Source organism: Vibrio sp. SCSIO 43009 (assembly GCF_023716525.1).
Lineage (GTDB): Bacteria > Pseudomonadota > Gammaproteobacteria > Enterobacterales > Vibrionaceae > Vibrio > Vibrio alginolyticus.
Genome location: NZ_CP071842.1, coordinates 223,105 through 234,819 on the forward strand (window position 1 = coordinate 223,105; position 11,715 = coordinate 234,819).

At 45.8% G+C, this 11,715-nt stretch carries 12 protein-coding genes; 6 read left to right on the top strand and 6 right to left on the bottom strand.

Annotation, left to right across the window (positions count from 1 at the left end):
• Positions 1 to 2: 2 nt before the first annotated feature.
• The 4 genes from trmL to J4N43_RS01025 form a co-directional block, all read right to left on the bottom strand.
• Complete coding sequence (gene trmL / locus J4N43_RS01010; protein WP_005382381.1) at positions 3 to 482, bottom strand: tRNA (uridine(34)/cytosine(34)/5-carboxymethylaminomethyluridine(34)-2'-O)-methyltransferase TrmL; 480 nt, start codon at positions 480 to 482, stop codon at positions 3 to 5.
• A gap of 136 nt (positions 483 to 618) precedes the next feature.
• Positions 619 to 1,227, bottom strand: coding sequence for a superoxide dismutase (locus tag J4N43_RS01015; protein WP_005382382.1), 609 nt, complete (start codon positions 1,225 to 1,227; stop codon positions 619 to 621).
• A 174-nt stretch (positions 1,228 to 1,401) separates the two neighbouring features.
• Positions 1,402 to 2,796, bottom strand: a complete 1,395-nt coding sequence (gene cpxA / locus J4N43_RS01020) for an envelope stress sensor histidine kinase CpxA (protein WP_005382383.1) — start codon at positions 2,794 to 2,796, stop codon at positions 1,402 to 1,404.
• On the bottom strand, positions 2,796 to 3,485 hold the full coding sequence (locus J4N43_RS01025; protein ID WP_005382384.1) for a response regulator: 690 nt from the start codon (positions 3,483 to 3,485) through the stop codon (positions 2,796 to 2,798). The genes cpxA and J4N43_RS01025 overlap by 1 nt, the downstream gene beginning before the upstream one ends.
• A gap of 190 nt (positions 3,486 to 3,675) precedes the next feature.
• Here J4N43_RS01025 and J4N43_RS01030 point away from each other — a divergent pair, with 190 nt between their 5' ends.
• From J4N43_RS01030 to pfkA, 3 genes are all read left to right on the top strand, one after another.
• Positions 3,676 to 4,188, top strand: coding sequence for a CpxP family protein (locus J4N43_RS01030; RefSeq protein WP_005386388.1), 513 nt, complete (start codon positions 3,676 to 3,678; stop codon positions 4,186 to 4,188).
• 111 nt (positions 4,189 to 4,299) lie between these two features.
• A complete protein-coding gene (gene fieF, locus J4N43_RS01035) occupies positions 4,300 to 5,208 on the top strand; it encodes a CDF family cation-efflux transporter FieF (RefSeq protein ID WP_053350704.1) in 909 nt (302 codons plus the stop codon).
• Between the two features lie 283 nt (positions 5,209 to 5,491).
• Positions 5,492 to 6,454, top strand: a complete 963-nt coding sequence (pfkA, locus tag J4N43_RS01040; protein WP_005381521.1) for a 6-phosphofructokinase — start codon at positions 5,492 to 5,494, stop codon at positions 6,452 to 6,454.
• 90 nt (positions 6,455 to 6,544) lie between these two features.
• Here pfkA and J4N43_RS01045 read toward each other — a convergent pair whose 3' ends face one another.
• Positions 6,545 to 7,927, bottom strand: a complete 1,383-nt coding sequence (locus tag J4N43_RS01045; RefSeq protein WP_017821828.1) for an MATE family efflux transporter — start codon at positions 7,925 to 7,927, stop codon at positions 6,545 to 6,547.
• A gap of 240 nt (positions 7,928 to 8,167) precedes the next feature.
• Between J4N43_RS01045 and J4N43_RS01050 the strand changes: the two genes are divergently transcribed.
• The 3 genes from J4N43_RS01050 (at position 8,168) to J4N43_RS01060 (ending at position 11,059) form a co-directional block, all read left to right on the top strand.
• A complete protein-coding gene (locus tag J4N43_RS01050; protein WP_005381516.1) occupies positions 8,168 to 8,458 on the top strand; it encodes a co-chaperone GroES in 291 nt (96 codons plus the stop codon).
• A gap of 77 nt (positions 8,459 to 8,535) precedes the next feature.
• Positions 8,536 to 10,182, top strand: a complete 1,647-nt coding sequence (groL, locus tag J4N43_RS01055; protein ID WP_005381509.1) for a chaperonin GroEL — start codon at positions 8,536 to 8,538, stop codon at positions 10,180 to 10,182.
• 313 nt (positions 10,183 to 10,495) lie between these two features.
• Positions 10,496 to 11,059 carry a VC2662 family protein gene (locus J4N43_RS01060; RefSeq protein ID WP_005395435.1) on the top strand — a complete coding sequence of 188 codons (564 nt, stop codon included), beginning with the start codon at positions 10,496 to 10,498 and terminating at the stop codon, positions 11,057 to 11,059.
• 100 nt (positions 11,060 to 11,159) lie between these two features.
• Here the strand turns inward: J4N43_RS01060 and J4N43_RS01065 are convergent, their stop codons facing one another.
• On the bottom strand, positions 11,160 to 11,657 hold the full coding sequence (locus tag J4N43_RS01065; protein WP_005381504.1) for an MgtC/SapB family protein: 498 nt from the start codon (positions 11,655 to 11,657) through the stop codon (positions 11,160 to 11,162).
• Between the last annotated feature and the right edge of the window lie 58 nt (positions 11,658 to 11,715).

Below are 11,715 nucleotides of genomic sequence, written 5' to 3' on the forward strand. Positions count from 1 at the left end.
GCTTACAATGCGCCTTCAAAGCCCATTTGACGCCATGCTTCAAAAGCAATGATCGCAACGGCATTCGAAAGGTTTAGGCTGCGCGCATCTGGCATCATTGGAATGCGAATACGCTGCTCCATTGGCAAGCTATCGATGATTTCAGCAGGCAAGCCACGAGTTTCTGGACCAAACATCAAAACATCACCCGCTTGGTATTGTGCATCAACGTGGTGACCTGTGGTTTTGGTGGTGCAGGCAAACAATCGATAGTTACCTTGCTTCTCTTTCTCTAAATACTCTAAGAACGCTTGATAGTTTTTATGGCGTGTTACGCGAGCTAAATCATGGTAATCCAAACCAGCACGGCGGACTTTTTTCTCTTCAAGATCGAAACCCAGAGGTTCAATTAAGTGAAGGTTTGCACCGCAGTTGGCGCATAGTCGAATGATGTTGCCGGTGTTCGGCGCGATTTCTGGTTCGTATAAAGCGATATCAAACATGGTATTGAAATAGAGTTGGTCAAAGAGAGGGGCAGTATATACCCAAGTCACCGAGATATGCGAGATTCAGCAAGATTGACCTGGGTATGAAAGCAGGCATTAGCGCGGATGTTAATACCGTAAGTAGTGATGCTCTTTATAAGAGAGCGTGAGCATAGTTTTCTTCAACTGCTCGCCAGTTGACGACGTTCCACCACGCATCAATATATTCTGGGCGACGGTTTTGGTAGCTGATGTAATACGCGTGCTCCCACACGTCTAATGCGAGGATTGGTTCACCGCGCACATCCACTACGTCCATCAGAGGGTTGTCTTGATTACTGGTGGACGTAATGTGAATCTCACCATCTTTTACGATCAGCCATGCAAAGCCAGACCCAAAGGTATTGATGGCAGCTTGGGCAAACGCCTCTTTAAATTGCGCAAAGCTACCAAATTTATCGTTAATTGCTTGAGCAAGCGCGCCTTGAGGCTCTCCGCCACCGTTTGGTGACATGCAATTCCAATAAATGATGTGGTTGTAATAGCCGCCCCCATTATTACGTACTGCTGGACTGAGCTTAGAGATATTGTCAAAGATCTCGTCTAATGACTGAGTTTCGAGCTCGCTCCCTTCAACGGCATTTACAAACTTATCAAAGTACGTCTTGTGGTGTTTGCTGTAATGCACTTCCATGGTTTTCGCGTCGATGTACGGCTCTAGTGAATCGTACGGATAAGGCAGAGCGGGAAATGTATGTGACATAGTAAATCCTCCTTAATTGGAAAATTCACTTTAATGCTAACGATAATTATTATCAACTTTGATCTTTGTAAGGGTATTCTACGAAGCCTCACCAATTTCTAAAGTGAGGGTGGGGCTGTTAATCACTCACTCTAGAAATATGGTGCGAATTATTGTTAGTTCATCAAATTGAGACTAACAATTGATCGGTAAGGTGATACTCATGCGCAATCCGCCTAAAGGACTTCGGCTGGCTGCGATCGTGCCACTGTGCTGGCGAATGGCACTTTCGGTAATGGTTAGGCCGAGACCTGTGCCGCCAGAGTGGCGATCGCGTGCCGTGGAAACGCGATAGAACGGGCGAAAAATCGCGGCCAGTTCCTCTTCTGGTACACCTTCTCCATTATCGTCAACCGTGATACGAAGCGTATCGTCATCGGCTTTGATGTCGATTTGTACCTCATCTTTTCCGTAGTAAATGGCGTTACGAACGATATTTTCCACCGCACTCATCAGCAGTTTAGGGTTACCGGAAATATTGCGCTTAGGTAATTCTGAATAGTGTAGCTGTTTGCCCATTTGCTCTGCTTCAAACTGCGCATCTTTAATGATCTCTTCCCATAAACTTTCTAATGGCTGTGTTTCGCGAGTCATATGACTGTTCGCCTGCATGCGAGAAAGCTCTAATAGTTCGCTGATCATCTGTTCCAAGCGCTGCGCTTCGGTATCGATACGAGTCAATTCTGGGCTTTCTCCTTGTTTACGCGTCGCTAATGCGCTTGCCATGCGTAGACGAGTTAAAGGTGAGCGCAGCTCGTGAGAGATATCGGATAGCAAACGTTGTTGTCCTGAAATCATTTGATTAACCGCTTCGACCATCTGGTTGAAGCTGCTACCTGCTTGACGAAATTCCGCCGTACCTTTTTCTAAATTTGGGTCTGTGACAAATTCACCTTTCGCCACACGTTGAGCAGCGGCTTCAAGACGACGTGCAGGCTGACTCAAAGCCCAAGCAAGCCATAACAGCAATGGTGTACTAACCAGCATGACCGCAAGCAAGAGCTGGAATGGGTGATCAAACAGACGCAGGAGTAGAGGTGGTGGCTCATTCCATTTGAAGCCCACGTACATCAAGATATCGGAACCTGCCAAAGTGATAGGAATTGGGCCCGCAATCATGTATCGACCATACAGCTTCTGCTTTGGATTATTGTAATCTTCGATACTGGTGACAAAGTTTTGCATGGCACGCAATTGAAAATTGCTGCGTTTTTCTGTCGTAAGAACATTACCGCTGTAGTCAGAAAAAAAGACTCGTGGGCGAGGGTCGTGCTTGCCGTGACGGTTGCCCTCGATACGAAAAAGTATGCGGCCTAAATCTGTTTGCTGGCTGTATTTTTGTTGGATTGAGTCACGCGTTTCTACCATACGTTTGTAGTGTTCTTCTGGAATATCGCGAGCTTTGCGTGGGTCCAAATGTGGCAGTGATAGCACGGCTATCAATACTAATAACATGGTGAACCAAAAAATGGCAAAGATGCGTCCATACAGGCTATTGATGTTTGGCAGTTTGATGCGTGATAGGCGCATTAATCCTCCTCAAGCAGCATGTAGCCACGACCACGCAGGGTTTTGATTCGCGGCTTGCCATTGCTTTGATCTGGTAATTTTTTACGTAAGTTCGAGACATGCATATCGATAGCGCGATCAAAAGCAGCGAGTCGTTTACCAAGCACATCTAAGCTCAGTGTCTCTTTGGTCAGCACTTGTCCTGGGTTTTGTACGAAGTGGGTGAGTAGCGCAAACTCGGTTGCTGTGAGATCGAGTAACTGTTGCTCACAATACGCTTCTTGCTTACCGGGATAGAGGCGGATTTCTTGATACTCAATGCAATCGCTGTTTTTGGTATTTTTTTGTGTGCTGCTAGTGCGGCGTAAAATCGCGCGGATTCGCGCTAACAGCTCTCGGTCACTAAAAGGTTTTGGTAAATAATCATCCGCGCCCAGTTCCAAGCCGATCACGCGATCAATTTCTTCCCCTTTAGCGGTCAGCATCAAGACGGGAGTTTCCCAATTTTCACGTAAGCGTTTCAGCGTTTCCATGCCATTGAGTTTTGGCATCATGACATCCAACAAAATCAAATCAATCTTATCATTGATCGCGGCTAAGCCGGCTTCACCGTCATTTGCTTCGCTGACGTCAAACCCTTCGAAACTGAGTACTTCTTTTAATAAGCTAGTTAGCTCGATATCGTCATCGATTAAAAGAATGTTTGCCATGGGGGCACCTATAGTAAGTTACCGATAACCTAATATTACATTGGAATGATGCGCAACGAAGAGGAGAAAAATCACTCTTTACGATTCTTTACGCTCCCTATACGTCGCTTTACCTAGCGGGTCGTATTCTATACTCAAGCGCTGTGAGAACAGCTCAGAAGAACCACTCACCTGTGTAAGGAATCGTATTATGAAGTCTGCAAAAAAACTTGTGTTAGCTGCTGTTGTTCTACCTCTTACTCTTGGCGCCGCAAGCGCATTCGCTTACGGTGGTAAAAACCATCATAAAGGCCCTCGTGACGAATGCGGCATGGGTATGGACCGAGGTGTCATGCGTCAACTAGACCTGACTGATGCACAAAAAGATCAGCTAAAAGAAATGCGTGAAGCAAACAAAGCAGAAATGAAAGCAAAATTCGCTGATGGCAAAGAAGCACGTATGGCTGAGCGTCAAGCGCATCACGCAAAAGTACAATCGCTTTTGCTGGCGGATAACTTTGATGAAGCTCAAGCTAGCGAATTAGCAAAAGAGATGGTTGAGCGCCAAACGGAACGTCGCGTGCAAATGCTAGAAAGAAAGCACCAAATGCTTAGCGTATTAACACCTGAGCAGAAAGCGAAATTTGTTGAGCTACAAAATGAACGTATGCAAGAGTGTGGCGACAGAATGCACAAGCGCATGGAAAAGTCGCGCAATAATTAAGTCATGAATTGATGTTATATAAAGAGGCAGCCATTGGTTGCCTCTTTTTGATCTGGTTATTTCATGGTCATTCAATATACTCAACGTATGGTTTTAGTTAACTCTTTGATTATGAAACAGCAATACGCACGTTTAGTTACGACCGCCGCTTGGACTGCAACCATTGTGGCGACGCTTCTTCTGATAGTAAAAGTCATCACGTGGTGGGTAACCGGCTCAGTGAGCTTATTGGCGTCATTGATTGACTCCATGTTAGATATCGCGGCTTCGGTTGTGAATCTTGTGGTAGTTCGTTACGCCTTACAACCGGCAGACCGCGAACATGCGTTTGGACATGGTAAAGCTGAGTCCTTAGCGGCCCTAGCCCAAGCAATGTTTATTTCGGGCTCGGCAGTATTTTTGATTCTTAACGGGATTGACCGATTTTTCCGCCCGCATGCTTTACACGCACCGGAGTTAGGTGTGTATGTATCGCTGTTTGCGATTGTGGTCACACTTGGCTTGGTGATGTTCCAAAAACATGTGGTTCGCGTGACGGGGAGCCAAGCAATAGCGGCGGATTCTCTGCATTATCAGACTGACTTGTATATGAATGCTGCGATCATGGTTGCTCTGGGGCTCAGTTATTTTGGAGTGACTCAAGCGGATGCTGTGTTTGCGATTGGTATTGGTGTCTTCATTCTTTATAGCGCTTTCAAAATGGTCAGCGAAGCGATTCAAACCTTACTTGATAGAAAGTTGCCCGATGAAGAACTTGAGCAAATTAACCAAGCTTGTTTGAGCGTAAAAGGGGTATTGGGCGTGCATCAGTTACGCACGCGAATGTCCGGACCGACGCGCTTTATACAGTTGCATTTAGAGCTAGACGATAACTTACGATTAATTGAGGCGCATTACATCGCTGATAAAGTGGAAGATAATTTATTGGCTCTGTTTCCTGATGCGGACGTATTGATCCATCAAGATCCATTGTCTGTCGTTTTCGGACCTGAGAAAGAGCAGAAAGCGCAAGATTGGTAGGCTTGAAAAATCCATCAGTGCCCGACGACAAAAAGGTACTTATTGACTATCTTTCCATCAATACTTATTAAGATTCGTGATCCTGATATGAATCAACAAAGTTTCATAGAGAAACTGTAATACTCTTACATAAGTAGAAAAGTTACATAAAAAAGTGCGTTTTCATTGGTAATCCTGTAGAGGAAATGTAACATAACGCACAGTTCTGGATTATGCAGGTTGCTTGGTAACAAGGGGCCTAAAAGAAAATTAAATAATTGATTGCCAAAGATCGAGGGTGAGCATGATTAAGAAGATCGGTGTTTTAACAAGTGGCGGTGACGCACCTGGTATGAACGCTGCGATACGCGGCGTAGTACGTACAGCACTATCCGAAGGATTGGAAGTATTCGGTGTGTACGACGGCTACCTAGGCCTATACGAAGGCCGCATCGAGAAGCTAGATCGTTCTAGCGTTTCAGATGTGATCAACAAAGGTGGTACGTTCCTAGGTTCTGCACGTTTCCCTGAGTTTAAACAAGTGGAAGTTCGTGAAAAAGCGATTGAGAACCTGAAAAAACATGGTATCGATGCACTAGTGGTAATCGGTGGTGATGGTTCGTACATGGGTGCGAAGAAACTGACTGAAATGGGTTACCCATGTATCGGTCTTCCGGGCACAATCGACAACGATATCGCAGGTACTGATTACACTGTGGGCTACCTAAGTGCACTAAACACCGTTATCGATGCAATCGACCGTCTACGTGATACTTCTTCATCTCACCAACGCATTTCAATTGTAGAAATCATGGGCCGTCACTGTGGTGATTTGACTCTGATGTCTGCAATTGCGGGCGGTTGTGAATACATCATCACTCCGGAAACTGGTCTAGACAAAGACAAGCTGATCAGCAACATCCAAGATGGTATCGCTAAAGGTAAGAAACACGCGATCATCGCGCTTACTGAGCTAATGATGGATGCTAATGAACTAGCACGTGACATCGAAGCCGCGACAGGTCGTGAAACTCGTGCAACAGTACTTGGTCACATCCAACGTGGTGGTCGTCCAACTGCATTTGACCGCGTACTAGCATCTCGTATGGGTAACTACGCTGTTCACCTATTGATCGAAGGTCATGGTGGTCGTTGTGTAGGTATCGTGAAAGAGCAACTTGTTCACCACGATATCATCGACGCAATCGAAAACATGAAGCGTCCAGTACGCAACGATCTATACAAAGTTGCTGAAGAGTTGTTCTAAGCAAGCTTGAAATAGATAAACAAAACCGCGGCTTTCCGCGGTTTTTTTGTATTTGAGAATCAACAAAAAGAAACTAGCGATAGACGAGTGTTAAGACACGCTGCTCTGCTCTATGAGCGTTAATTTTCGCTCGCGCAGCGCAAACAAGTAGCCCAGTAGCCCACCCAACGTATTCCCAACCGCGATACCGATAAACAAGCCTTCAATGCTGTAGATTTGGCTCCCGATCCACGCCGATGGCAAGGTAAAAATGAACAGCCGCATAAAGCTCCACTGGAATGCACGCAATGGCTTGTGCATCGCATTCAAACCACTGACTAACATCATCACGATGCCTTGGAAGCCATAACTAAATGGCACCACCAGTAAATAATGCCAAAGCAGGTTTTTCACCGCATCTTCCTGAGAAAACAGCGCAGCCAGAGGAATGCTCAGTGGCACCATCATCAAGAAGATAAACCCTTGGAATACCACTGCAAAACGCATGCTAATAAATAAACCGGAAAAGGCTCGTTGCGGTTGTTTGGCTCCTAAATTTTGTGCCATAAACGGTGTGAGGGCAGAGGTCAGCGACATCAATACTAAAATCAATATAGACTCAATACGCTGCGCTGCGCCGTAAGCAGCAACCGCCGCCGTACCGTGGTTGGATAACAGCATCATCAGAATGGCACCGGACAACGGATTCATCGCGTTTGATAGCGCTGCAGGGGTACCAATTTTTAGTGTCTGTTGCCAGTCTTGTTTCAGCAAAGCCCATTGGGGTTGAGCAAGCAATTTTTCCCGTTTAATTAGCACATAGAATGAGCCACACAAAGCACCTAACCAGCTAAAGGCACTTGCTATGGCTGCGCCTTGAATGCCAAGTTCCGGAAAAGGGCCATAACCGAAAATCAACAATGGATCGAGCATGCCATTAATCAAACCAGCCAACATCATGACTTTTGCTGGTGTTTTTGTGTCGCCAGTAGCTCGGATAGCACTGTTGCCCGCCATTGGGATCACTAGCAGAGGAATGGTGAGATACCAGACCTGCATATATTGCTCAATAAGAGGGATGAGATCATCAGACGCACCAAGAAAACGAAACAATGGCGCAATGGTGGTAAAGCCAATAGAAGACGCGATAGCCACAAGTAACACGGCTAATAACAAACCGTGGGTGGTGAACCGTGCAGCTTGTGGTGCATGACCTTGCCCAAGCAAGCGACCAATATTGGTCGATAGTCCCATCCCAATCCCCATCGTAATGCAGTTAACCGCAAAGGTTACAGGGAAGGTATAGCTGATAGCCGCTAGCGCTTGAGTGCCAAGCAACGAGATAAAAAACGTGTCCACCAAGTTAAACATCAAAATTGCGATCATGCCCATGGTCATGGGTACGGTCATTTTCCGCAGCGTTTCAGGAATGGGTGCGGTCAACAAACCATGCTTATCGGTCGCTTGGGGTTCCAGCTTGTTATTTTCCTGCATGTGTGACAACTATCTGGTGAGCAAACTGCAAGGATACAAGAAAGCGAGATGCCGAGCGAGTGAGCATTTCTCACGCAAACCGTTGCCTAGTTGTTCGTTATTTTAACTAAGTCACAAAAATTTTGTGCCACCCCCTTGGGATCGCTGCTTCGACCCCTTATATAGGGATCACGTGTCTGGGGCTACAGTCCCTAAGGACAATTATCAAATAAACATGGAAATTTTCAGGAGAGACGACCGATGAACATTCGTCCATTACATGACCGAGTTATCGTTGAACGTAAAGAAGTTGAATCTAAGTCTGCTGGTGGCATCGTTCTGACTGGTTCTGCTGCAGAAAAATCGACTCGCGGTGTTGTTCTAGCTGTGGGTAAAGGCCGCATCCTAGAAAACGGCACCGTACTGCCACTAGACGTTAAAGTCGGTGATACCGTTATCTTCGCTGAAGGTTACGGTACAAAAACTGAAAAAATCGACGGTAAAGAAGTGCTTGTCATGTCTGAAAACGACATCATGGCGATCGTTGAATAATAGCAATCATTGAGTAATTTTTTGCTCAGATTCAATTACGAAATTACACACAAAGAATTTTAGAAAGGAAATCAAAGATGGCTGCTAAAGACGTTAAATTTGGTAATGACGCACGAGTTAAAATGCTGGAAGGTGTAAACGTTCTGGCTGATGCAGTAAAAGTAACACTGGGTCCTAAAGGACGTAATGTCGTTCTAGACAAATCTTTTGGTGCACCGACTATCACTAAAGATGGTGTATCAGTAGCGCGTGAAATCGAGCTGGAAGATAAATTCCAGAACATGGGCGCACAAATGGTTAAAGAAGTTGCGTCTAAAGCAAACGACGCAGCGGGTGACGGTACAACAACAGCAACGGTACTAGCACAATCTATCGTTAACGAAGGTCTAAAAGCAGTCGCAGCGGGCATGAACCCAATGGATCTTAAGCGTGGTATCGACAAAGCTGTTGCTGCGGCAGTTGAGCAACTAAAAGAGCTTTCTGTTGAATGTAACGACACAAAAGCGATCGCGCAGGTTGGTACTATCTCTGCAAACTCAGACGCAAGCGTAGGTAATATCATTGCAGAAGCAATGGAGCGTGTGGGTCGTGATGGCGTTATCACGGTTGAAGAAGGTCAGGCGCTACAAGACGAGTTAGACGTAGTAGAAGGTATGCAGTTCGACCGCGGTTACCTGTCTCCTTACTTCATCAACAACCAAGAATCAGGCAGTGTTGATCTAGAAAACCCATTCATCCTTCTAGTAGACAAGAAGATCTCAAACATTCGTGAGCTTCTTCCAACGCTAGAAGCTGTCGCGAAAGCATCTCGTCCACTGCTTATCATTGCAGAAGATGTAGAAGGCGAAGCGCTAGCAACATTGGTTGTGAACAACATGCGTGGCATCGTAAAAGTTGCAGCTGTGAAAGCACCTGGCTTCGGTGACCGTCGTAAAGCAATGCTACAAGACATCGCTATCCTAACTGGCGGTACTGTGATTTCTGAAGAGATCGGTCTAGAGCTAGAAAAAGTTGCACTAGAAGATCTAGGTCAAGCGAAGCGTGTTTCTATCACGAAAGAAAACACGACTATCATCGATGGTATCGGTGAAGAAGAGATGATCTCTGGCCGTGTTGCTCAGATTCGTCAACAAATCGAAGACGCAACTTCAGACTACGACAAAGAGAAACTACAAGAGCGTGTTGCTAAACTGGCTGGCGGTGTTGCAGTAATCAAAGTCGGTGCAGCGACTGAAGTTGAAATGAAAGAGAAGAAAGACCGTGTAGAAGATGCGCTAGCCGCAACTCGTGCAGCGGTTGAAGAAGGTGTTGTTGCTGGTGGTGGTGTTGCACTGATCCGTGCGGCATCTAAGATTGCTCACCTAACGGGTGACAACGAAGAACAAAACGTTGGTATCCGCGTTGCACTACGTGCAATGGAAGCGCCAATCCGTCAAATCACGAAGAACGCAGGTGAGGAAGACTCAGTGGTTGCGAACAACGTGAAAGCGGGTGAAGGTAGCTACGGCTACAACGCGGCAACAGGCGAATACGGCGACATGCTAGAAATGGGTATCCTAGATCCAACTAAAGTTACTCGTTCTGCACTACAATTCGCAGCATCGGTTGCAGGTCTGATGATCACAACTGAAGCGATGGTTACTGACCTACCGCAAAAAGACGCGCCAGCGATGCCTGACATGGGCGGCATGGGTGGCATGGGCGGTATGGGCGGCATGATGTAAGCCAGCTTATCTCATCGCTCTAAGGAAGCCCTTATAGCGGAAAGATAACCGACCAAACCTTTAAAAGTCGAGGCAGATGCCTCGACTTTTTTATGCGTGCCACCTGAGAAACATGACGTCCTGGTGTGGCTTATCATGAAATTTTTGAGCGTAAAAAGCGCCATTTCAGAAGCAAAAAATCGAAGAGAAATATTTTTCTTTTGAGTCAGATGGTTAAATCTGACCTATTGCTAACACTTTTTGAACGGGGACAGAGCAAAATCTGAACATTACACTATGTTGTAAATTGTTGCTTCCCATCATGGAGATGAAAATGAAAAAGCTTATGACGTCATTGGCGGTTGCAGCCGCTATCGCATCACCTGTTGCTTTAGCCGACAGTACACCTGTGATGTTCTCTACTATCGATAACACAAACGCACCCTCTAATTCCTCAGTAGGTGGCGTTCGTTTAGCTGTGTTGCATGGGCAGGTAAATGAGGTTAAAGGTGTCGACTTTTCACTGCTTGGTATGTCAGAAACGGATCGTACGACAGGTGTGAACTTTGGTCTGTTTTTTGGTGCAGCAAAAGTAAATCAAGAAATGAAAGGCGCGTCTTTAGGCTTAGTTAACTGGAACCAAGGTCAGACGACGGGTGTTAACTTGGGTGCTGTTAACATTACGAACAACGTAAAAGGCTTGAACTGGAGCGCGGTGAACTATTCTGAAGGCTACACCATGGCGGATGTGGGCTTAGCGAGTATCTCTAAGAAGTCTAATTTCCAGTTTGGTTTCTTCAACATGACCGATCAAATCGATGGCGTGCAAATTGGTCTTTTGAACTGTGCGGATAACGGTTTCTTCAAGTGTTTCCCACTCATCAACTTTGCTAAGTAATCCCTGAGAAAGTCAGAATCTTTATATACAGAAAGCCCTCGATGTTTGTCGAGGGCTCTTTAATTACTGATGAGATGAAGCGAGTTTCTCGGAGCGTTAACTATTTAATTAATCGTGATGAAGTTTTGCGTTGTTGAATTCTTTGATGAACACCGCGGCGTAATGCTTTGATGTGGTTTTCTGCTTTATCCACACCTAACAACACGGTTAGTGTCAGGAGAGTAATAACCACCGACTGCGTTAAATAACCCAAACCTATCATCAAACCTAAACCTGCTAGCACCCATATTACAGCCGCGGATGTTACGCCATGGATTTTTCCATCAAGTGTCATCATAACGCCAGCGCCTAAGAAGCCGACGCCAGTAATGATCTGACCAAGCACTCGTGCTTGATCAAGTGTATTTGGCGATAACGACACTGCCATCGACATAAACAGGTAGGTGCCTGAAATAATTAATATTGCTGTGCGAATGCCAACCGGTTTACCACGAGTTTGGCGCTCTATACCGATCATGAGCCCATTAATGGCGCAGCATAGTAGGGCAGGCCAACTGAATGGGCCAAGATCGAAAATTTGTTCGAATGCTGTATGCATCTTGACCTCCAAAAGTGCGGAGTATGCATAGACTTACCGTGCAAAGCGAACAAAAATA